The 21331-nt window shown below is 74.1% G+C and carries 18 protein-coding genes and 2 tRNA genes; 9 read left to right on the top strand and 11 right to left on the bottom strand.

The window, feature by feature from the left end; all coding sequences use genetic code 11:
- Nucleotides 1–43 precede the first annotated feature (43 nt).
- Together AC6CH9_RS14125 and AC6CH9_RS14120 are read left to right on the top strand one after the other, a co-directional pair.
- Nucleotides 44–805, top strand: coding sequence for a metallophosphoesterase family protein (locus tag AC6CH9_RS14125; RefSeq protein WP_498155446.1), 762 nt, complete (start codon nucleotides 44–46; stop codon nucleotides 803–805).
- 62 nt (nucleotides 806–867) lie between these two features.
- Nucleotides 868–2160, top strand: coding sequence for a deoxyguanosinetriphosphate triphosphohydrolase (locus AC6CH9_RS14120; protein WP_498155559.1), 1293 nt, complete (start codon nucleotides 868–870; stop codon nucleotides 2158–2160).
- A gap of 41 nt (nucleotides 2161–2201) precedes the next feature.
- Here AC6CH9_RS14120 and AC6CH9_RS14115 read toward each other — a convergent pair whose 3' ends face one another.
- Nucleotides 2202–2654 carry a VOC family protein gene (locus tag AC6CH9_RS14115; protein ID WP_498155445.1) on the bottom strand — a complete coding sequence of 151 codons (453 nt, stop codon included), beginning with the start codon at nucleotides 2652–2654 and terminating at the stop codon, nucleotides 2202–2204.
- A gap of 167 nt (nucleotides 2655–2821) precedes the next feature.
- Here AC6CH9_RS14115 and AC6CH9_RS14110 point away from each other — a divergent pair, with 167 nt between their 5' ends.
- Together AC6CH9_RS14110 and dnaG are read left to right on the top strand one after the other, a co-directional pair.
- The gene (locus tag AC6CH9_RS14110) at nucleotides 2822–3667 is read left to right on the top strand and encodes an AraC family transcriptional regulator (protein WP_498155444.1); all 846 of its coding nucleotides are present in this window, start codon (nucleotides 2822–2824) and stop codon (nucleotides 3665–3667) included.
- 56 nt (nucleotides 3668–3723) lie between these two features.
- Nucleotides 3724–5670 (top strand): DNA primase, encoded by a 1947-nt coding sequence (dnaG, locus tag AC6CH9_RS14105; protein ID WP_498155443.1) that lies wholly within the window; start codon nucleotides 3724–3726, stop codon nucleotides 5668–5670.
- A gap of 13 nt (nucleotides 5671–5683) precedes the next feature.
- On the opposite strand, the gene AC6CH9_RS14100 is transcribed toward dnaG, so the two are convergent.
- The 3 genes from AC6CH9_RS14100 to AC6CH9_RS14090 all read right to left on the bottom strand — a co-directional run bounded on the left by AC6CH9_RS14100 (nucleotide 5684) and on the right by AC6CH9_RS14090 (nucleotide 7920).
- Nucleotides 5684–7147, bottom strand: coding sequence for an MDR family MFS transporter (locus AC6CH9_RS14100; protein WP_498155442.1), 1464 nt, complete (start codon nucleotides 7145–7147; stop codon nucleotides 5684–5686).
- 130 nt (nucleotides 7148–7277) lie between these two features.
- Nucleotides 7278–7350: transfer RNA gene (locus tag AC6CH9_RS14095), tRNA-Asn, on the bottom strand.
- A gap of 54 nt (nucleotides 7351–7404) precedes the next feature.
- Complete coding sequence (locus AC6CH9_RS14090; protein WP_498155441.1) at nucleotides 7405–7920, bottom strand: hypothetical protein; 516 nt, start codon at nucleotides 7918–7920, stop codon at nucleotides 7405–7407.
- Nucleotides 7921–7978: 58 nt separating this feature from the next.
- Between AC6CH9_RS14090 and AC6CH9_RS14085 the strand changes: the two genes are divergently transcribed.
- Both AC6CH9_RS14085 and AC6CH9_RS14080 read left to right on the top strand, forming a co-directional pair.
- Nucleotides 7979–8055 (top strand) — tRNA-Ile (locus AC6CH9_RS14085).
- Nucleotides 8056–8120: 65 nt separating this feature from the next.
- Nucleotides 8121–8480, top strand: a complete 360-nt coding sequence (locus AC6CH9_RS14080) for a DUF488 domain-containing protein (RefSeq protein ID WP_498155440.1) — start codon at nucleotides 8121–8123, stop codon at nucleotides 8478–8480.
- Here AC6CH9_RS14080 and AC6CH9_RS14075 read toward each other — a convergent pair.
- Entirely contained in the window at nucleotides 8453–9565 is a 1113-nt protein-coding gene (locus AC6CH9_RS14075) for an acyltransferase family protein (RefSeq protein ID WP_498155439.1), read from the bottom strand. The two genes, AC6CH9_RS14080 and AC6CH9_RS14075, sit on opposite strands and share 28 nt — an antisense overlap.
- Nucleotides 9566–9707: 142 nt before the next feature.
- Between AC6CH9_RS14075 and AC6CH9_RS14070 the strand changes: the two genes are divergently transcribed.
- From AC6CH9_RS14070 to AC6CH9_RS14060, 3 genes are all read left to right on the top strand, one after another.
- Entirely contained in the window at nucleotides 9708–10514 is an 807-nt protein-coding gene (locus AC6CH9_RS14070; RefSeq protein ID WP_498155438.1) for a DUF1206 domain-containing protein, read from the top strand.
- A gap of 68 nt (nucleotides 10515–10582) precedes the next feature.
- On the top strand, nucleotides 10583–11068 hold the full coding sequence (gene def, locus AC6CH9_RS14065; protein ID WP_047233027.1) for a peptide deformylase: 486 nt from the start codon (nucleotides 10583–10585) through the stop codon (nucleotides 11066–11068).
- Between the two features lie 171 nt (nucleotides 11069–11239).
- Complete coding sequence (locus tag AC6CH9_RS14060) at nucleotides 11240–11740, top strand: DUF3145 domain-containing protein (protein WP_498155437.1); 501 nt, start codon at nucleotides 11240–11242, stop codon at nucleotides 11738–11740.
- A gap of 80 nt (nucleotides 11741–11820) precedes the next feature.
- Here AC6CH9_RS14060 and AC6CH9_RS14055 read toward each other — a convergent pair whose 3' ends face one another.
- The 6 genes from AC6CH9_RS14055 to AC6CH9_RS14030 all read right to left on the bottom strand — a co-directional run bounded on the left by AC6CH9_RS14055 (nucleotide 11821) and on the right by AC6CH9_RS14030 (nucleotide 21283).
- A complete protein-coding gene (locus AC6CH9_RS14055; protein WP_498155436.1) occupies nucleotides 11821–15861 on the bottom strand; it encodes a choice-of-anchor G family protein in 4041 nt (1346 codons plus the stop codon).
- Between the two features lie 328 nt (nucleotides 15862–16189).
- The gene (locus AC6CH9_RS14050; RefSeq protein ID WP_498155435.1) at nucleotides 16190–17434 is read right to left on the bottom strand and encodes a beta-ketoacyl-[acyl-carrier-protein] synthase family protein; all 1245 of its coding nucleotides are present in this window, start codon (nucleotides 17432–17434) and stop codon (nucleotides 16190–16192) included.
- Between the two features lie 99 nt (nucleotides 17435–17533).
- Nucleotides 17534–17782: an acyl carrier protein gene (locus tag AC6CH9_RS14045; protein WP_021482065.1), complete on the bottom strand. Its 249-nt coding sequence runs from the start codon at nucleotides 17780–17782 to the stop codon at nucleotides 17534–17536.
- A 163-nt stretch (nucleotides 17783–17945) separates the two neighbouring features.
- Nucleotides 17946–18953 carry a beta-ketoacyl-ACP synthase III gene (locus AC6CH9_RS14040; protein WP_389272222.1) on the bottom strand — a complete coding sequence of 336 codons (1008 nt, stop codon included), beginning with the start codon at nucleotides 18951–18953 and terminating at the stop codon, nucleotides 17946–17948.
- Complete coding sequence (locus AC6CH9_RS14035) at nucleotides 18950–19951, bottom strand: ACP S-malonyltransferase (protein WP_498155434.1); 1002 nt, start codon at nucleotides 19949–19951, stop codon at nucleotides 18950–18952. The genes AC6CH9_RS14040 and AC6CH9_RS14035 overlap by 4 nt, the downstream gene beginning before the upstream one ends.
- A 132-nt stretch (nucleotides 19952–20083) precedes the next feature.
- Entirely contained in the window at nucleotides 20084–21283 is a 1200-nt protein-coding gene (locus tag AC6CH9_RS14030; RefSeq protein ID WP_498155433.1) for a PucR family transcriptional regulator, read from the bottom strand.
- Nucleotides 21284–21331: the final 48 nt, after the last annotated feature.

Raw genomic sequence — 21331 nt, 5'->3', positions numbered from 1 at the left:
GCTACGCCCCGGCCCGGCAGCCCGCCCGTGGCAGGATCGGCGCGTGACCGTCGAGCGCATCGCGATCCTCTCGGACGTCCACGGCAACCTGTCCGCGCTCGACGCGGTCGTCGCCGACGCGCGGTCCCGCGGCGTGACGACGTTCGTCAACCTCGGCGACATGGTCGGCAAGGGCCCGCGCGGGCAGGCGGTGGTCGACCGGTGCCGGGAGGTGTGCGCCGTCACCGTGCGCGGCAACTGGGAGGACTTCCTGCCCGCCACGCCCGACGACGGCCCGCCCGAGCACGTGTGGTTCCGCGACGAGCTGCGCGCGGACCAGCGGGAGTGGTTCGGCACGCTCCCGCTGAGCCACGACCTGCTCCTGAGCGGTCGGCGCGTACGTGTGTTCCACGCCTCGGCCGCGTCGGTGCACACCAAGGTGCACCGCAACCACACGCCCGAGCAGCTCGCGGGCATGTTCGCCGCGACCGACCTCACCGGCCCCGGGCCGGAGCCCACCGTCGTGGGGTACGGCGACATCCACGACGCCTACGTCGAGACGCACCGCGGCCGCACGCTGTTCAACACCGGCAGCGTCGGCAACCCGCTCGACGAGCCGACCCCCGTCTACGCGATCCTCGAGGGCGTCCCCGGCTCGCCCGACCCAGCGCCGTTCTCGCTCCAGCACGTGCGCGTGCCCTACGACGTCGAGGCGGAGATCGCCGTCGCCTGCGACGTCGGCATGCCGACGGCCGACGCGTGGGCGGGCGAGCTGCGCACCGGCGTCTACCGCGGCCTCGCGGACCCGGCTGCGGCCGCGTCCTGACCGGCGTCGTTACGCTGGGGCCCGTGCAGACGTTCGAGCAGGAGGCGTTCGACCCCGCGGTCGTGGGGACCGGCCCGCGCCCGGCGCGCGGCGAGGAGGGCACGGCGTCGTACTCGGACGCCGACACCGAGCGGTGGTTCGTCGAGTCCGCGAAGTCCCGCGCGCGCACACCGTTCGAGCGTGACCGCGCCCGCATCGTCCACTCCTCCGCGCTGCGCCGCCTCGGCGCCAAGACGCAGGTGCTCGGGCCGGGCAGCGACGACTTCGTCCGTACCCGCCTGACGCACACGCTCGAGGTCGCGCAGGTGGGCCGCGAGATCGGCAAGGCGCTCGGCTGCGACCCGGACATCGTCGACACCGCGTGCCTCGCGCACGACCTCGGGCACCCGCCGTTCGGGCACAACGGCGAGCGGGCGCTCGCGGACCTGGCGGTCGACGTCGGCGGGTTCGAGGGCAACGCGCAGACGCTGCGCCTCCTCACGCGGCTCGAGCCCAAGGTCGTCGACGAGGACGGGCGGTCGTACGGGCTCAACCTCACGCGCGCGAGCCTCGACGCGAGCGTCAAGTACCCGTGGGGCGCGGGGGAGGCGCCGCTGCGCGCGGACGGCCGCCCGACCCACAAGTTCGGCGTCTACGAGGACGACCGCCCGGTGTTCGACTGGCTGCGCGCGGGCGCGCCGAGCCAGGTGAAGTGCCTCGAGGCGCAGGTCATGGACCTCGCGGACGACGTGTCGTATTCGGTGCACGACGTCGAGGACGCGGTGGTCGGCGGGCGCATCGAGCTCGCCGTCCTCGACGACCCCGACGAGCGGGCCCGGGTCGTGCGCGCGGTCCACTCCTGGTACGGCACCGCGTACGACGAGGCGGCGCTCGACGCCGCGATCACGCGCCTCCAGGGCACCGGGCACCTGGTCACCGGGTTCGACGGCTCGCGCCGCGCGCTCGCCGCGCTCAAGGACGCGACGAGCCAGCTCATCGGCCGGTTCACCGGGGCGGCGCAGGCCGCGACGCGCGCCCTCTACGGGGACGGGCCGCTCACGCGCTACGCCGCGCGCCTCGTGGTGCCGGACGAGACGGTCGCGGAGATCCTCGTGCTCAAGGGCGTCGCCGTCGCCTACGTCATGGCGCCGCGCGAGCAGGAGCCGCTCTACCAGCGCCAGCGCGAGGTCATCGCCGACCTCGTGCACGTCTTCTCCGACCGCGCGCCCGTCGCGCTCGAGCCGTCGTTCGCGGCGGACTGGGAGGCGGCGCCCGACGACGCGGCCCGGCTGCGCGTCGTCGTCGACCAGGTCGCGTCCCTCACGGACGTCTCCGCGATGCAGTTCCACGCGCGCCTCGTGCGCCCGCCGGCCTGAGCGGCCGGCGGACGGCACCGCCGTCGAGCCGGGCCCGGGTGTCAGCCGCGCTCGGCGACCCAGGCGTCGCTCGCGCGCTGGACGTCCTCGGCCGTCACCGAGTCCGCGACGGTCGCGAAGTACCAGCGGTGCCCGAACGGGTCGCGGACGGCGGCCTGGCGGAACCCCTCGAACCAGTCGGCGGGTTCCGCGAGGCTCGTCGCGCCGGCGGCGAGCGCCCGCGCGTACGCGGCGTCCGTGTCCTCGACGGGGACGGTGAACGACGCGTGCGTGGGCGCGCCCGGCTCCGGCGCGACCGAGTCCGGCGGGAACGCCTCCGCGACGGTGAACGTGCTCGTGCCCGCCGGGGAGGTGAGGCGCAGGTCGGAGTGGATGACGACGTCGCCCGCCGTGATGGTGTCGACCACCTCGGCGCCGAGCGCCGCCTCGTAGAACGCGATCGCGTCGCGCGCGCCGCTCACCGTGACGTTGGGGTGCAGTGCCGACATCTCCATGGTGTCCTCCTCGTCGTGGTCACCCGCAGGGTGCGGGCCGTCCCCCCATGCTCGTGTCGGCGGGTCGTGCCAGTCTTGGAGGAATGCGACAGGTGTTCGAACAGGGTCGCCCCGCCGACGGGGGCGCAGGGGCCCGTCGGCGGCCGACGACGTCCGTGCGTGGCCTGGTGGATCCCACCGCGGCGCGGCGCGGGTTCGAGCTCGTGCGCGTCGAGCCGGCGCCGGACCTCGCGGACCTCGTCGAGAGGCACTGGGTCGTGCGCTGGGACCTGCCGCCGGGGGAGTCGTTCACCCAGGTCCTCGTGCCGCACCCCGTCGCGAACGTCGTCGCCGAGGAGTCGGGCTACGTCGCGCACGGCATCCCGCCCGGCCTGTTCGAGCGCACCCTGACCGGCTCGGGCGCCGTGGTCGGCACCAAGCTGCGGCCCGGCGCGTTCCGGGTGCTGCTCGGGCACCCGGACGCCGTGCGCCCGGGGGCGCAGGTCCCCGCGGCCGCGTTCCTCGGCCCGACGGCGGAGCGCACCGGGTTCACCGCGCTCGGCCTCGCCCACGCGGGGCGGGACGAGGACGCGGCGCGCGCCGTCGAGCCGCTCCTGCGCTCGCGGGCCGAGCGCGTCCGGACCGTCCGCGCCGAGCGCGACCTCGACCGCGTCGCGCGCGCGTTCGCGGCCCTCGTGGGCGGCGAGCTCGGGCCCGCCGCGGGCGTCGGCGACCTCGCGGCGGTCGTCGGGACGTCGGCGCGCTCGCTCCAGCGCCTCTTCGCGGCCTACGTCGGCGTGAGCCCCAAGTGGGCGCTGCAGCGTCACCGCGTGCACCTCGCCGCCGACCTGCTCGCGGCCGACCCCGACCAGGACCTCGCGGCGCTCGCGACCGCCGTCGGCTACTACGACCAGGCGCACCTCGGCACCGACTTCGCCCGCGCGACCGGGTCCACGCCGGGCGCCTACGCGCGTCGCTGCGCGGCGTCGCGCGCCGCGCTCGTCCCGGCGGCGTCGGGGCCGGCCCGGGGGTGACGGACGACGCCGCCCAGCCACCCCCGGGCCACCGCCCGGGCGCATAGACTCGCTCCGTGGCAGGCCTGATTCGACGCGAGGACGTGGAAGCCGTCCGCGACCGCGCACGGATCGACGAGATCGTCTCCGCGCACGTCACCCTCAAGACCGCGGGCGTCGGCTCGCTCAAGGGCCTGTGCCCCTTCCACGACGAGCGCTCGCCGTCGTTCCACGTGCGCCCCGGGGTGGGTCGCTGGCACTGCTTCGGGTGCGGCGAGGGCGGCGACGTCATCTCGTTCGTCCAGAAGATCGACGGCCTGACGTTCGTCGAGGCCGTCGAGTACCTCGCCGACCGCGTGGGCATCCAGCTCCGCTACGAGGACTCCGGCGGCCCGCAGCGCCCGCGCGAGGAGCCCGGCCGCCGCCAGCGGCTGCTCGAGGCGCACCGCGTGGCCGCGCAGTACTTCTCCGAGCAGCTCTTCGCCCCCGGCGCGCAGGCGGCCCGCGCGTTCCTCGCCGAGCGCAGCTTCGACCGCGCCGACGCCGAGCACTTCGGCGTCGGGTACGCGCCAACCGGCTGGGACAACCTCCAGCGCCACCTCCAGGGTCGCGGCTTCACGCAGCCCGAGCTCGTCGCCTCCGGCCTCATGAGCCAGGGCCAGCGCGGCATCTACGACCGGTTCCGCGGGCGTCTCGTGTGGCCCATCCGCGACGTCACGGGCGAGATCGTCGGGTTCGGCGCGCGCCGCCTCTACGACGAGGACCAGGGACCCAAGTACCTCAACACGCCCGAGACCTCGCTCTACAAGAAGTCGCACGTCCTCTACGGCATCGACCTCGCCAAGCGCGAGATCGCCAAGCAGAAGCGCGTCGTCGTCGTCGAGGGGTACACCGACGTCATGGCCGCGCACCTGTCCGGCGTGACGACCGCCGTCGCGACGTGCGGCACGGCGTTCGGCTCCGACCACGCGCGCATCGTGCGCCGTCTCCTCGGCGACACGACGGCGGGGGGCGGCATGCAGCTCGCCTCGGGCGCGTCCGTCGGGGGCGAGGTCGTGTTCACGTTCGACGGCGACGCGGCGGGCCAGAAGGCCGCCGTCCGCGCGTTCGGCGAGGACCAGCGCTTCTACGCCCAGACGTTCGTGGCCGTCGAGCCGAGCGGCATGGACCCGTGCGAGCTGCGCATGGCGCGCGGCCCCGACGCGGTGCGCGCCCTCGTCGACGGGCGCCAGCCCCTCTTCGAGTTCGTCATCCGGACGACGCTCGCGACGTTCGACCTCGACACCGCCGAGGGCCGCGTCGGCGCCCTGCGCGCCGCGGCCCCGGTCGTCGCCGGGATCCGGGACGCCGCGCTGCGCCCCGAGTACGCGCGCATGCTCGCGGGGTGGATCGGCATGGACGCCGAGCGCGTCCGCCGCGAGGTGGCGGCCGCCGCCAAGCGGGGCAGCGCGCCGGGCCCGGTCCGCACCGCGCGGCCCGACGACGCGCGCCCGAGCGCAGAGGCGCCCGCACCCGAGCCGGAGGTCCCCGCGCTGCCGGCACCCGACCCGCGCGACCCCGTGGCGCGCCGTGAGCGCCTCGCGCTCGTCGCCGTCCTCCAGTACCCGCAGCACGTGCCGCCCGTCTTCGACGACCTCGGCGAGGACGCGTTCGCCGTCCCGGCGTGGCGCGCCGTGCACGCCGCGATCCGCGCCGCGGGCGGGGTGCGCGAGGGCGCGACGCTCGGCGCCGGTCACTGGGTCGAGGCCGTCGTCGAGCAGGCCGCCGAGCCCGTGCGCGGTCTCGTGACCGAGCTCGCCGTCGCGCCGCTGCCGGAGGACCGGGAGAACGTCGTCGGCGGCTACGTCGCCGGCGTCGTGCGCGGCCTGGTCGACCTCGGGCTCACCCGCCGCGTCGCCGACGCGAAGAGCCGCCTCCAGCGCCTCGACCCCACGGCCGACCTCGCCGCGTACCAGGAGGCGTTCGCCGCGCTCCTCGCCGTCGAGGCGGAGCGGCGCACGCTGCGCGAGGGCGAGATCGCCTGAGCCGTCCGGGAGGTCAGGCCGTCGCGTCTGCGGTCGCGGCGGCCGTCGCCGCCCGGCGGTCTCGCGCGGCCTGACGGTCCGGCGGCATGAGGGCCGCGAGGACGACGAGGACCGCGGCGCTCGCGGCGAGCAGCACGAACACGACGTGGATCGCGGCCATGAGGCCCGGGCCCTCGGGCGTTCCGTCGGGGCCGAGCGTCGTGCGGGCGTTGACGATCGCGCCGCAGACCGCGACGCCGACGGCCGAGCCGAGCGACCGCGCGAACATGTTGGTCCCGGTCACGGCGCCGCGCTCCGTGAACGCGGCGGACGACTGGGCGGCGATGAGCGTCGGCACGGCGGTCAGGCCCATGCCGACGCCGACGACGAACGTCGTCGCGGCGACGGCCACCACCGGCGACGACGCGCCCAGCAGCAGCGTGAGGGACGTGCCGGCGAGGACGAGCGCCGACCCGATGACGGCGGTCCAGCGGAAGCCGATCCGCAGGTAGAGGCGCCCGGCGTTCGAGGCGGAGATCGGCCAGCCGACCGTCATCGCCGCGAGCGCGAAGCCTGCGACGAGCGGCCCGACGCCGAGGACGCCCTGGGCGTAGATCGGCACGTACGTGGACAGCGCGAGGACGACCACGCCGACGAGGAGCGAGACGGCCGTCGAGACCCCGACGACGCGCCGGCGCAGGATCGCGAGGTCGACCACGGGGTAGCGCGTGCGCCGCGCGTGCACCGCGAAGCCGCCGAGCAGGAGGACCGCGGCGCCGAGCACCGCGAGCGACGCGGGGGAGGCCCACGCCCACGTGGACCCGCCCTCGAGCAGCCCGAGCAGCAGCAGCGTGCTGCCGGCGGTGAGGAGCGCGGCACCGGCGTAGTCGATGGGCTCGCGCGCTCCCTCGCGCGGCGACTCGTGGTACCGGCGGTGCAGCATCCACGCGGCCAGCGCGCACAGCGGCACGTTGACGAAGAAGATCCAGCGCCAGCTCACGAACTCCGAGAACACGCCGCCCAGCGTCGGTCCGACGACGGACGAGATCGCCCACACCGACGCGAGGTAGCCCTGCGCCTTCGCGCGCTCCTCGAGCGTGTAGATGTCCGCGGCGATCGTCTGCGAGACGGGCATGACCGCACCGGCCCCGAGGCCCTGGAGCACGCGCCCGGCGACGAGAGCCGGCATCGACCACGCGAACCCGCACAGCACGGACCCGAGGAAGAAGAGCGCGACCCCCGCCAGCATGAGGCGCTTGCGGCCGAGGACGTCCGACAGCCTGCCGAAGACCGGCGTCCCGACCGCCTGGGCGAGCAGGTAGCTGGAGAACAGCCAGGGGAGCTGCGCGAACCCGCCGAGCTCGCGTGCGATCGTCGCCGACGCCGTCGCGATGATCGTCGCGTCCAGCGCGACGAGGGCCGTGGACAGCATGAGGGCGAGGAGGACGGGGCCGCGCTCCGAGCGCAGGCCGATCCCGGCGGGGGACGTCGTGGTCACGACAGACGCAAGCCCCGGGCAACGGTCGAGTATTCCCGAGGCGCAGACGTGCGCGGGTCCGATCGGTCGACGGGACCGGAGAAAGAGCGCGGCCCCGGACCGCTGAGCGATCCGGGGCCGAACCCGTGGGCTCCCGCGGTAGGACTTGAACCTACGACCGTCCGATTAACAGTCGGATGCTCTGCCAGCTGAGCTACGCGGGATCGATCATGGCCGTCGCGGTGTGCACCGCAGCGACCGGGAAAACTCTAGCAGGCTCAGAGGGGTAGTCCGGACGCCGACCGGACCCTGCCCTCGGCGGCGTCCACGCGTGCCGTCACCTCCGGGTCGGTCAGGTCGACGCCCGGGTCCGCGACGACCTGGGAGAAGAGCTCGCCGTCGCCGTCGCGGCGCACCGCGACCCGGGCGGTGAGCCCTGCGGCGAACGTCACGGTCTCCGACAGGACCACCGACGACTGGACGCGCTCGCGCAGCGTCTGGGCGAGCGACGTGCGGCGCGCGTCGGCGAGCCGGAGGACGAGGGGAGCGCCGCCGTCGACCCACGAGACCGTGATCGTGGCCGTCTCGGGCGCGTACCCCGCCCGGTCGACGTCCGACCACGGGCGGCGTGCGACAGTCCCGCCCACGGCGTCGCTCGTGAGGAGCTCGGTGCGCGTCGCGACCGCCCACGAGCCGTCGGTCAGCTCGGCCGAGGCGAGCACGCGGTCGTCCGCCGGGACGTCGAGCGCGCGGCGGACGGGGTCGGGCAGGCTGGGACGGCGGAACCAGGACACGACCCCACCGTAGCCGCTCCGGGTCGGCCCGCCGGACGGGCGGTATGCTCGCCCGCGCGCCCCGTTAGCTCAGCTGGTCAGAGCAGGAGACTCATAATCTCTCGGTCGCGGGTTCAAGTCCTGCACGGGGCACCACCGGGGGTGGTCGTCCGTCTCGTGCTGCGGATGCGGTGCGGGAGACTGCGCGGTGTCATGGCCCCATGACGGTACGGATCAAGCGCGTGTACGAGCCGGCCGAGGATGGCGACGGGTTCCGCGTGCTCGTCGACCGGCTGTGGCCGCGCGGCGAGACCAAGGAGAAGGCACGCGTGGACCTGTGGCTCAAGGAGGTTGCGCCGTCCACGGAGCTGCGCCACTGGTTCCACCACGAGGAACGGCTGTTCGACGAGTTCGTCGAGCGGTACCGGGCCGAGCTCGACGCGAACGGCGAGGCCGTGGGCGAGCTGCGGGACGTCGTCGGGCAGCATCCCCTGGTCACGCTCGTGTACGGGGCGAAGGACGAGCAGCACAACCAGGCGGTCGTGCTGCGGGACTATCTGGCCGCGACCGGCTCGTCCTGACGCGCCGAGGCGCGCCGACCCGGGGGACCGGCATCGCGTCGGAGGTCGCGGTCGAGGGCGTGGCGCAGCCGCGGGCCGAGCGGGCGCTCGACGGCGCGGTGGACCACCCAGGCGAGCACCAGGCACACGGCGACGGCGAGGGTCAGCGTCGCGGCCCGGGACAGGTACGGGTGCACGGACTCGATCACCCACCGACCCCACGACGAGTGCACGAGGTAGAGCGGGTACGTCAGGGCGCCGAGCGCGGTGAGCCAGCTCCAGGAGATTCGCGCGAGCGGGGTGAGCGTCGCCGCCGCGACGACGGCGAAGCACAGGACGATCGCGACCCACCAGACCGTGGGGGACACGACGACGTCGGTGCTGTTCTCGATGCGGGCCGCCTGGATCCTGCCCGAGACGGCTGCCGCGAGCACCACGTCGAGCGCGAGCGCCAACCACAGGACCGGCGAGCGGCGCTCGCGCGTGAGGAGGTAGAGCACCATCCCGCCGGCGAAGAGCGGGGCGTCGGGCGCGACGAGGACGGTCGCGACGAGATCGGAGCCCGTCTGCGTGGCGATCGCCCCCGCGACCGGCCACAGCACGACGAACGCGAGCACCCGCGCGCGGGTGAGCCCGACGGCCACGAGCACGCCGACGAGGACGTAGAACCGCAGCTCCGACCAGAGCGTCCAGTAGACGGCCTCCAGGTCCGGGATCCCGAACGCGCGCTGGACCATGGTGAGGTTGGCCGCAGCCTGGGGGAGGTCGACGTCGCGGCGACCCGGGGTGACCAGGACGAGAAGCAGCAGGGTGAGGATGACCGCCGCCCAGTACGCGGGGAACAGCCGGCCGGCGCGCGAGGCGACGAAGCCGCGCACGTCGCGTCCCCACGCGGTCATGAGGATGACGAAACCGGACACGACGAAGAAGAGCTGGACGCCGAAGGAGCCGTAGGCGGCGACGCCCTGTGCGCCCGGCAGGGAGTCGCTCGTCCGCTCGCCCCACGCGTGGTGGTTGACGGCGACGAAGTGGTACACGAGCACCGCGGCAGCGGCCGCGAACCGGAGTCCGTCGAGCACGGCGAGGCGTGGAGTCGTGGAGGGCATTCGAAGCACGTTACCAAACCGTGATCTGACGAACCTGGGAGTGCCGTTCGACGTGCGTGCGACGCGCAGGACTGGCACCGTGTCCGGGCCGGAGAACCCGGCGACGCGCTGGGGGCGGCGTCCCGACGACCGAGGAGGTCCAGTGGCACCGAGCATCAGCTCGACGGGCAAGGCGGCAGCGCGAGGCGCACGAGGCAGCAGGACGCTCGAGCTCCTGGCCCGTGCCGGGTACGCGGTCAGCGGTGTGCTCCACCTCGTGGTGGGCGTCCTCGCGGTCCAGGTGGCGACGGGCTCGGCGTCGAGCGAGCAGGCGGACCAGACCGGCGCTCTCACCGCCATCGCGCAGACGCCGGGCGGGACCGCCCTGCTCTGGTTCGCCGTCGTGGCGTTCGCGGCGCTCGCGCTGTGGCAGCTCACCGTGGCGGTGAGCGGCGGGGCCGAGACGTCCGACCGGCTCAAGGCCGGCGGCAAGGCAGTCCTCTATCTCGCGCTCGGGGTGCTCGCCCTGCAGGTCGTGAACGGGTCGGCGGGCGGATCCGGCCAGGAGGAGAGCATGACGGCCACGCTCATGCAGAAGCCGGGCGGGGTTCTCCTCGTGGGTGCGGTCGGCCTCGGGATCGTCGCCGCCGGGGTCTACCACGTGGTCAAGGGCTGGCGGAAGAAGTTCCTCGAGGACCTCGAGGGCGGCACGGGCGGGCACGTCGGTCGCGCCGTCGTGACGCTCGGCCGGGTCGGTTACATCGCCAAGGGCGTCGCGCTCGGCGTGCTCGGCGCGCTCTTCGTCGTGGCCGCCGTGCAGCACGACCCCGAGCAGGCGGGCGGGCTCGACGCCGCGTTCGCGACCCTCGCGGCCCAGCCGTTCGGCGCGGTGCTGCTCGTCGCCGTCGGGCTCGGCTTCGCCGCCTACGGGCTCTACTCGTTCGCCCGCGCCCGGTACGCCCGCATGTGACGCGGTGGACAGGCGCGCCGGCCGTGAGGCCGGCCGCCCGTCCGCGCGCGCATGGAAGAATGGCGACCATGGCGATGAGAGAGATCCGGACCATCCCGGACCCCGTGCTCCGCACCCCCTGCGACGAGATCACCACCATCGACGACCGCGTGCGCTCGCTCGTCGCGGACCTCGTCGAGACCGTCGACCACGAGGGCCGCGCGGGCCTCGCCGCCAACCAGATCGGCGTGAACCTCCGGGCGTTCTCCTGGAACATCGACGACGAGATCGGGTACGTGCTCAACCCGCGCATCGTCGAGCTCTCCGACGACTACCAGGACGGCGACGAGGGCTGCCTCTCCGTGCCCAACCTCTGGTACCCGACGCGACGCGCCTGGTACGCGCGCGTCGTGGGGACGGACCTCGACGGCAACGAGGTGGTCGTGGAGGGCACCGAGCTCATGGCTCGCTGCCTCCAGCACGAGTGCGACCACCTGGACGGCATGCTCTACCTCGACCGCCTCGACCGCTCCGTGCGCAAGAAGGCGATGCGGGAGCTGCGCGCCCACCTGTGACGGCGCGCGTCCGCGGACCGCGGCCGGGCACGCCCGGCGAATCTCTCGCGCGACGGCGCGATGTCGTGCAAGATGGGCACGAGACACGCCGCGACGTACGTGTGACGTGCTGTGACACCACCCTCGGTGAGGACGTTGGGGAAGACGCAACCTCGACCTAGGGAGGCAGACATGGCCGGTGCCATCACCCGCGGTGTTCTTTACGTGCACTCAGCACCGCGTGCTCTGTGCCCGCACATGGAGTGGGCCGCGAGCAACGTCCTCGGCGTGCGCGTGTCGCTCGACTGGACCGAGCAGCCCGCCGCCCGTGGCCTCTACCGGGCCGAGTACTCATGGCAGGGCCCGCAGGGGACGGGGGCCAAGCTTGCCTCCGCGCTGCGCGGCTGGTCCCACCTGCGCTACGAGGTCACCGAGGAGCCCAGCCACGGGGTCGACGGCGGCCGGTGGTCCCACACGCCCGACCTCGGCATCTTCTACGCCCAGACCGACGTGCACGGCAACATCGTCGTCCCCGAGGACCGCATCCGCGCCGCCCTGGAGCAGGCGAGCGAGCCGTGGGCCATGCGCGACGCCCTGCACCTCGCGCTCGGCAAGGCGTGGGACGACGAGCTCGAGCCCTTCCGCTACGCCGGGGCCGGAGCCCCGGTGCGCTGGCTCCACCGCGTCGGCTGACGGCGCGCGTCCGCCGCCCGCGACACGAACAGAGGGCGCCTGCCGGGATCTCCCGGCAGGCGCCCTCCGTCGTGGTTCGCCTAGCTCGCTCGGCGTGCGTGGTGCGCGCGGAGCCGGACGCCGGCGCCGACAGCGACCAGCAGGAGCGCGGCGACCAGGAACAGGCCCAGGTCGTCCGTGCCGGTCTGGGCGAGGTAGCCCGAGCCGTTGCCGGTGCTGCTTCCCGACGTGCCGGAGCTGGAGCCGGAGCCCGAACCGGAGCCGGAACCGCCCGTGCCGTCGTCGCCCGAGGCGGTGAGGTAGACCTCGAACGACGCGACCGTGGAGTCGCCGACGTCGACGCTCGTCGCCGTGCCCGTGTGCGGGCCGACCTCGAAGTCCGCCGGGACGACGAACGTCCAGCTGACCTCGCCGCTCGCGTCGGCGGCCGCCACCGGCAGGATCAGCGGCTCCGAGTTGATGACGGCTTGGACCGTCTCGCCCGGCTCGAAGCCCGACGCGACGAACGTCTGCTCCGCGCCGCGCAGCACGCGCGGCGTGACGAACGACGAGACCAGGGCACGCTCACCGGCGTCGACGACCGCGAGCGGCGCCTCCGCCTCGTTCCCGGCGTCGTCGGACGCGTGCACCGTGTAGTCCCCCGGTGTCGCGTCCTCGGGGATCGTGATCGGGGTGGTGAAGCTCCCCTCCTCGTCGGTCTCCACCTCGACCGTGGCGACGACGTCGCCGTCCTCGTCCACGAGCTCGACCGTGACCGTGGAGCTTGGCGGCCAGCCCTCGCCCGTCACGGTGACCTCGTCACCGGGGCTCGCCGTGGTCGGGTCGACCGTGACGGTCGGCTCGGACACCCCGACGCCGCCGACGCCGAGCGGTGCCTCCGCCTCGGTGGAGGTGGTGTCGTCGATGCCGACGACGGTGTAGTCGCCGGGGGTGGTGCCCGCGGGGACGGTGACGGGGGTGGTGAAGTTCCCGTCTCCGTCGGTCGGGACGTCCTCCACGGTGGCGATGACCGTGCCGGAGCCGTCGCGGATCTCGACGGTGACGGTCGAGTCGGGGGTGTAGCCGGTCCCGTCGACGGTGACCTCGTCGCCGGGGTTGGCGGTGGTCGGGTCGACGGTGATGGTCGGCTCGATGGCTGCGGCCTCGACGGTCAGCGGGGTCTCCGCCTCGGTCTCGGTCGTGTCGTCGATGCCGACGACGACGTAGTCACCGGGAGTCGTGTCGACGGGGACGGTGATGGGGGTGGTGAAGCCGCCGTCGCCGTCGGTCGGGATGTCGGTCAGCGTCGCGACGACCGTTCCGGTCGTGTCCCGGACCTCGACGGTCACGGTGGCGTCGGGGGTGTAGCCGGTGCCGGTGACGGTCGTCGGGGTGCCCGCCGGGACGGTGGTCGGGTCGACGGTCACCGCCGGGGTGATGGCGGCGGCGTCGACGGTGAGCGGGGTCTCCGCCTCGGTGGAGGTGGTGTCGTCGATGCCGACGACGGTGTAGTCGCCAGGGGTGGTGCCCGCGGGGACGGTGATCGGTGTCGTGAAGTTCCCCTCGCCGTCCGTCGGGACGTTCTCGACGGTCTCGATCACGGTGCCCGAGCCGTCGCGGATCTCGACGGTGACGGTCGAGTCGGGGGTGTATCCCGTGCCGTCGACGGTCACGTCGTCGCCGGGGTTGGCGGTGGCAGGGTCGACGGTGATCGTCGGTTCGATTGCTGCTGCTTCCACCGTGAGGGGCGTCTCGGCCTCGGTCGAGGTCGTGTCGTCGATGCCGACGACGACGTAGCCACCCGGCGCGGTGTCGACCGGGACGGTGATCGGGGTGGTGAAGCCGCCGTCGCCGTCGGTCGGGACGTCGGTCAGCGTCGCCACGACCGTTCCGGTCGTGTCCCGGACCTCGACGGTCACGGTGGCGTCGGGGGTGTAGCCGGTGCCGGTGACGGTCGTCGGGGTGCCCGCCGGGACGGTGGTCGGGTCGACGGTCACCGCCGGGGTGATGGCGGCGGCCTCGACGGTGAGCGGGGTCTCCGCCTCGGTGGAGGTGGTGTCGTCGATGCCGACGACGGTGTAGTCGCCAGGGGTGGTGCCCGCGGGGACGGTGATCGGGGTGGTGAAGTTCCCCTCGCCGTCGGTGGGGACGTTCTCGACGGTTTCGATCACGGTGCCGGAGCCGTCGCGGATCTCGACGGTGACGGTGGCGTCGGGGGTGTAGCCGGTGCCGTCGACGGTGACGTCGTCGCCGGGGTTGGCGATGGTCGGGTCGACGGTGATCGTCGGTTCGATTGCTGCTGCTTCCACCGTGAGGGGCGTCTCGGCCTCGGTCGAGGTCGTGTCGTCGATGCCGACGACGACGTAGTCACCTGGTGCGGTGTCGACCGGGACGGTGATCGGGGCGGTGAAGCCGCCGTCGCCGTCGGTGGGGACGTCGCTGAGGGTGGCGATGACGGTTCCGGTCGTGTCCCGGATCTCGACGGTCACGGTGGCGTCGGGCGTGTAGCCCGTGCCGGTGACGCTCGTCGCGGTGCCCGCCGGGACGGTGGTCGGGTCGACCGTCACCGCGGGGGTGATCGCCGCGACCGTCGAGCCGCGGACGGTCGCGGAGGCGAGGTGGAGCTCCGCGAGCCCGGTGCCCGTCCCGACCTCGAGGATCGAGAGGGTCAGGGCACGCTGCGTGAACGCGGCGTCGGCGACGGACGGCTCGGGCTCCTGGACGTTGACGACGAGGCTCACGACCTCCGTGAGGATCTCGAACACCGGCGAGAGCGCCGTGAGGACGGGGCCGGTGACCTGCGACGTGATCGTCCCGGCGAGCGTGCTCACCAGACCGGTCCCGTCGGCGAAGAGCACGGTGTTGAGCGGACTCGCCAAGGCGTTGACGAGGTCGCCCAGCGCGAGCGTGAGCGGCAGGCCCGAGAGCGCGATGGTGATGGTGGCGTCGGCGGGGTCGACCGTCCCGTCGACCACGTCGCCGACGGTCGTGCCGAGGTCGATGCTCAGGTTCAGCAGGTCGGGTGCGAGCGGGATCGGGTTGTCGACGACGGCCTCGACCGTCAGCGTCAGGCTCGCGGCGTGCAGGGCCGTGTCGACCGCCTCGACGAGCGCCGTCGTGAGGTCGTCGAGGGCCGCGCTGAGCCCGTCGAGGATCGCGTTGATCGCGGCGTCGTCGAGGACCTCGGTGTTGGGGTCGAACCCGTTGAGCGACCCGGTGCCGCCGAGGATCGTGTCGAGGTCGACCGTGACGGTCCCGTCGCCCACGTTGATCACGACGCCCTCGTCGCCGAAGTCCTGGTCGAGCACGGGGGCCAGCGCGCTGTCGAGGTCGATGTCGATCGCGACGGTCGGCTCCAGGTCGCCGCCGAGGATCTGGAGGACGTCGGCGAGCGCGCCGATCGAGTTCAGCGCCTGGGCGAGCAGCCCGTCGGTCCCGACGAGCTGGCCGACGGCGCCGTCCACGAGCGGGACGACCTCGTCGTCGACCGCCGTGGCGATGCCGGAGACGGCCGGGCTGTCGAGCGTGAGGGTCGCGCCGGCGATCTGGTAGTCGCCGGTCGGCGCGGCCCCACCGGTCGCCTCCGCGGTCGCGGACAGCGCCCCGAGCGACAGGTCGAGGTCCGCGACGACCGACTCGAAGCCGGGGCCGAGGAGCTGCGTGAGGTTGAGCTGCGCGTCGGACGGGAACTCCTCGCTGCCGCCGACGGAGATCCCGCCCTGGTCCGAGACGGCGCCCGACGCGGCGCGTGCCGAGCCGTCGTCGTTCGCCTCGCCGTACTGGTTGACCGCACCGAGCTGGAGGATCCCGTTCGGCCCCAGCAGCTGGAGGGTGCCCGTCAGGTCGATCCCGAGCGACTGGAAGACGGAGGCGGCCAGAGGGTTCGTGACGACGGGGTTCGCTCCCGAGGGGTTCTCGGCCACGGCCCCCTCGAGCGCCGCGATCGTCGCGAGGTCGAGCCCGGCGACGGTGCCGCTGAGGAACTGCCCGCTGCCCTCGGAGTCGTCGGTCGGTGCCGCCGTCGCGGCGATCCCTCCCGCGAACGTCAGGGCGCCGACGACGCTCCCGACGGCCGCGAGCGCCGTCGCTCGCCTCCAGCGGGGTGGTGCCTGGGTGAAGAGATGTCTCGCCGTTCGGGTCACGTGCCTGTCCTTCCGCTCGCCTGCCTCGAGGTCGTGACGTGGCAGGCGCCACATCACGCCCACAGGGTCGGCGACGGGACGGAGGCGTGCTGGACGGGTGACAGGCGGCGCGGGGTGAAACCCGACGCGCGGCAGCAGGGCGGGGGGCTGCGTCCGGCTTTGGGGCGGCTTGTCCGGACAAAAGGGATGGGTGAAATCGCAACGATCTGGACGATCGTCCATCTCACGAGCCGAGACCTCGGCGTCCGGATCGTCCGGCCTTCGACGCACGCGAGCCCCGAGGCGACGGCGCTCGGCCGTCGCCCCGGGGCTCGAGGAAGAAGGCCGGTCAGACGCTCGCGACCGCGAGCGCGACGTTGTGGCCGCCGAAGCCGAACGAGTTGTTCACCGCGACGATGTCGCCCGACGGCAGCGGAGCCGGGGTGTCGCGCACGAGCGGCACCTGGAGCTCCGGGTCGGGGTTCGCGACGTTGATCGTCGGGGGAGCGAGCCGCTCGGCGACCGCCTTGATGGTGAAGATCGACTCGAGCGCGCCGGCGCCGCCCAAGAGGTGACCGGTCATCGACTTGGTGGCCGAGAGGAGCACGTGGTCCGTCTCGGAGCCCAGGAGCGAGCGGATCGAACGGGTCTCGGTGAGGTCGCCCACCTTGGTCGAGGTCGCGTGGGCGTTGACGTGCACGACGTCGCGGCCGGTCACCCCGGCCTCCTCGATCGCCCGGCGCATCGCGGCGACCTGGCCGCGGCCCTCCGGGTCCGGAGAGGTGATGTGGTACGCGTCGGAGGACAGGCCGACCCCGGCGAGCCGCGCGTACACGCGGGCGCCGCGTGCGGCGGCGTGCTCGGCGCTCTCCAGGACGACGACGCCCGAGCCCTCGCCGATGACGAAGCCGTCGCGGTCGACGTCGTAGGGGCGCGACGCGCCCTGCGGGTCGTCGTTGCGCAGCGAGAGCGTGCGCGAGGCGGCGAAGGCCGCGATGGGCATGGGGTGGATCGTCGCCTCGGTGCCGCCCGCGACGACGACGTCCGCGCGGCCCGCGCGGATCATGTCGACGCCGTAGCCGATCGCCTCGGCACCGGACGCGCACGCCGAGACGAGCGCGTGGGCGCCCGCGCGAGCACCGAGCTCGAGCGACACGTACGCGGTGGGGGAGTTCGGCATGAGCATGGGCACGGTCATGGGCAGCATGCGGCGTGCACCGCGCTCGCGCAGCGTGTCCCAGCCGTCCAGCGTGGTCCAGATGCCGCCGATGCCGGACGACACGACCGTGCCGAGCCGGTCGCCGTCGACCTCGGGGCTGCCCGCGTCGGCCCACGCCTCGCGCGCCGCGATGATCGCGTACTGCGTGGACGGGTCCATGCGCTTGATCTCGGGACGCGCCAGGACCTCGGCGGGGTCCACCTTGAGGGTCGCGGCGAACGTCACCGGGATCTCGTAGCGCTCCGCCCAGTCGTTCTCGAGCGTGCGGGCGCCGGACTCGCCGGCGAGCGCCGCGGCCCAGGTCGAGGGCACGTCGCCGCCGAGCGGCGTGGTGGCGCCGAGGCCGGTGACGACGACTTCAGTAGCGGCGGACATGGTGCTCCTCGGATGGGGTGAGGCGGGGGCGGGAGGACGGGCGGGCCGGCGTGGGTGACGCCGACCCGCCCGCAGGCCTGCGGGGCAGGCGGGGCGTGCTCAGGCCTGGGCGCCCGTGATGAAGGACACGGCGTCGCCGACCGTCGTGAGGTTCTTGACCTCGTCGTCCGGGATGCGGACCCCGAACTTGTCCTCGGCGTGCGTGACGATCGTCATCATCGACAGCGAGTCGATGTCGAGGTCGTCGGTGAAGGACTTCTCGAGCGCGACGGCGTCGGTCGGCAGACCCGTCTCCTCGGCGACGATCTCCGCGAGGCCGGCGAGGACTTCCTGCTCGGTGTAAGCCATGGTTTCTCCTTGTCGTGGGGCCGGCGGCGACCGGTCCCGGTGGCGGTGCCCGGTGGGTGTGCCGGGCGGTACAGCGGTAGACGGTGCGTGCGACGGACGGGTCCGCCGACGGCGTGGGTCCTCCCGCGCGGGAGGGCGGCCGTCCGTCCAGGGTGATTCTCCCTTACGGCAGGACGACCACCTGCGCCGCATAGACCAGCCCGGCGCCGAACCCGATCTGGAGCGCGAGGTCGCCGGAGCGGACCTGGCCCTCGTCGAGCAGGCGACGGGTGGCGAGCGGGATCGAGGCGGCCGACGTGTTGCCGGTCTCCGCGATGTCGCGGGCCACCGCGACGGTGTCGGGGAGCTGGAGCTGCTTGATCATCTGGTCGATGATGCGCATGTTCGCCTGGTGCGGGACGAACGCGCCGATGTCGCCGGGGGCGACCCCGGCCTCGGCCATGGCCTTGGCCGCGACGGGAGCCATCTGGAACGCGGCCCACTTGAACACGCTTTGCCCGTCCTGGCGCAGCGTGGGCCAGCCGAGCGAGGGGTCCTCGCGCAGGTCCGACCAGGCGTGCGTCTGGCGGATCGCCTGCGCCTTGCCGCCGTCGGAGCCCCACACCGTCGGGCCGATGCCCGGCGTGTCCGAGGGGCCGACGATCGCGGCGCCCGCGCCGTCGCCCAGGAGGAACGAGATCGACCGGTCCGTCGGGTCGATGAAGTCGCTCATCTTCTCGGCGCCGACGACGAGCACGTGCGTGGCGATGCCCGCGCGGACGAGCGCGTCGGCCTGCGCGACCGCGTAGGCGTAGCCCGCGCACGCTGCCGAGACGTCGAACGCGGCGGCCGGCGTGGCGCCGAGCCGCTCCGCGAGCACCGCAGCGGCCGCGGGCGTCTGGTGGAAGTACGTGACCGTGGAGACGATGACGGCGTCGATGTCGGCGCCCTGGAGCCCCGCGCGAGCGAGCGCGTCGCGCGCTGCCGCCTCGGACAGGTCGAGCACGTCGACGTCGGCGCCGGCGCGGCGGCGCGTGACGATCCCGGTGCGCTGGCGGATCCACTCGTCGGACGAGTCGATCGGACCGGCGATGTCGTCGTTCGTGACGACGTTCTCCCCCCTGACGCCGCCGATCGCGAGGATCCGCGAGTACGCCGGACCGGTGGCCTGGCGCAGCGTCACGCCGCTCACGCCTCGTCCCCCGCGGTGGCGGCGGTCGTCGCCGCGCCGCCGACCACGGAGTGACGGGCGATCAGGTCGCGGGCCGCCTCGACGTCGTCGGGCGACTTCACGGCCACCGACTCCACGCCCTTGAGCGTGCGGCGCGCGAGGCCCGTGAGGACGCCGCCCGGCGCGAGCTCGAGGATCGCGGTGACGCCCAGCTCCGCGAGCGTCTCCTGGCACAGGTCCCAGCGCACGGGCGCGGCGATCTGCGCGGTGAGGCGCCGGACGACGTCGCGCGCCTTGCCGAACGTGCTGCCCTCGATGTCGATCGTCCCGTACGACTCGCCGTCGGCGTTCGAGAGGAAGGGCAGGCGCGGGTCGGCGACGTCCCACGACGCGGCCACGGGCTCGAACGCCTCGAGCGCGGGCTGCATGAACGGCGTGTGGAACGCCCCGGCGACCTGGAGCGGGATGACGCGCGCCTTGGCGGGCGGGTTCTCGGCGAGGGCCGCGAGGTGGTCGAGCGCCCCCGCGGCCACGACCTGACCGCCGCCGTTGACGTTGGCGGGCCACAGGTGCGCTGCCTCGATCGCGGCGAGGACCTCCTCGGCGTCGCCCCCGACGACCGCGCTCATGCCCGTGGGCGTCGCGGCGGCGGCCGCGGCCATGGCGCGCGCCCGGTGCGCGACGAGCCCGACCGCGCCGACGTCGGTCAGCGCGCCCGCGACCGCGGCGGCGGCGAGCTCGCCGACCGAGTGGCCCGCGGTCACGTCGACGACGTCCGCGGTGTCCCGGCCGTCGAGGATCGCCCGCAGGGCGACGAGGGACGACGCGACGATGAGCGGCTGGGCGACCGCGGTGTCACGGATCGTGTCGGCGTCGGACTCCGTCCCGTGCGCGCGCAGGTCGAGGCTCGCAGCCTCGCCGAACGCGGCGACCTGGTCGGCGACGCCGGGCAGCTCGAGCCAGGGTGCGAGCATTCCGGGGGACTGGGAGCCCTGTCCAGGGCACAAGACGGCGAGCACCCGTCAACTGTGCCAACCCCGAGGTCCCGCGCCACGTCACGACCCGCACCAACCTTGCGGAGGGTGATTGTGCCGAACCTACAAGGGCGCGACGGTCCGGCGCGACGGCCGCCCTCTGGCGGCTGCGGCACCTCAGCGCGTCGTGGAGAGCTGGCCAAGCGCGAGCGCCACCTGGAGGACGAACGACTCGCGCGCGTCGAGCGGATCCCAGCCGGTGATCTCGGAGACCTTGCGCAGGCGGTAGCGCACCGTGTTGGGGTGCACGTACAGCGACCGGGCCGCCGCCTCGAGCGACCGCCCCGTGCCGAGGTAGGCCGACAGCGTCTCGAGCACGGAGCCCGTCGCCTCCGCGAGCGGCCGGTACGCCTGCGCGACGAGCGTGCGGCGCGCTGTCGTGTCGCCCGTCAGAACGCGCTCCGGCAGCAGGTCGTCGGCGAGGACCGGGCGCGGCGCCTGGGGCCACGCGGGCGCGGCGCGCAGGCCCGCGAGCGCCGCCTGGGCCGAGCGCGCCGCCTCCTCCAGGCCGGGGACGGTCGGGCCGATGACGACGGGACCGGGCCCGAATCGCGGCAGCAGCGAGGCTGCGGCGGCCTGGAGGTCGCCCTCCCCGCCGAGCACGAGGACGAGGCGGTCGCCGTGGATGCCCACGAGCGCGTCGCCCGCGGCGCGGCGCGTCGCGCGCCGCAGCTCGGCCGTGCGCACCTCGTCGAGCGTCGCGGCGATCGTGCCCGCCATGACCAGGGTCGGGCCGTGCCCGCCCCAGCCGAGCGCCGAGACGCGCGAGCGCAGCGAGTCGTCGCCGTCGCCGCGGATCAGCGCGTCGACGACGAGGGCCTCGAGGCGCGCGTCCCACGCGCCGCGCACCTCTGCGGCGCGCGCGTAGACCTCGGCCGCGGAGAACGCGACCTCACGCGAGTAGCGCAGGACCGCCTCGCGCAGGTCACGCTCGCCCCCGGGGGCCGCGAGCTGGTCGGAGTACGCCTCCACGACCTCGACGACGATGCGGACGAGCTGGAGCGTGTTCTGCAGCGAGATCGAGCGGGTCAGCTCCGGCGGCGCGGCGGCGAAGATGTCGCTCACGCCGTGCGGCGGGGCCAGCGGGTCCGCGTACCAGGTGACGAACGCGGTGATGCCGGACTGCGCCACGAGACCGACGTACGAGCGGTCCTCGGCCGGCAGCTCGCGGTACCAGGGGATCTCGTCGTCGAGGCGTCGCAGCGCGGCCGACATGAGCAGACCGCTCCCGTCGCGCAGGCGCTGGAGATTGTCCGCGTTGCCCGTCGGGCCGCTCGGGGCGGACGCGCTCGCGGGCGTCCTGGGGGTGGCCGTCACGCGCCGAGCATACGGTCCGCGCTTGTGGACAGTCCACAAATGGCGTCG

The sequence above is a fragment of the Cellulosimicrobium sp. GQ32 genome, from assembly GCF_059758455.1.
This window is presented reverse-complemented; position numbering and strand designations above follow the sequence as displayed.

Coding starts and splice junctions, on each gene's coding strand:
- AC6CH9_RS14075 (WP_498155439.1), bottom strand. CDS start 9,565: ATGCCCTCCACGACTCCACGCCTCGCCGTGCTCGACGGACTCCGGTTC.
- AC6CH9_RS14045 (WP_021482065.1), bottom strand. CDS start 17,782: ATGGCTTACACCGAGCAGGAAGTCCTCGCCGGCCTCGCGGAGATCGTC.
- AC6CH9_RS14060 (WP_498155437.1), top strand. CDS start 11,240: ATGGCCGGTGCCATCACCCGCGGTGTTCTTTACGTGCACTCAGCACCG.
- AC6CH9_RS14080 (WP_498155440.1), top strand. CDS start 8,121: ATGACGGTACGGATCAAGCGCGTGTACGAGCCGGCCGAGGATGGCGAC.
- def (WP_047233027.1), top strand. CDS start 10,583: ATGGCGATGAGAGAGATCCGGACCATCCCGGACCCCGTGCTCCGCACC.
- AC6CH9_RS14050 (WP_498155435.1), bottom strand. CDS start 17,434: ATGTCCGCCGCTACTGAAGTCGTCGTCACCGGCCTCGGCGCCACCACG.
- AC6CH9_RS14115 (WP_498155445.1), bottom strand. CDS start 2,654: ATGGAGATGTCGGCACTGCACCCCAACGTCACGGTGAGCGGCGCGCGC.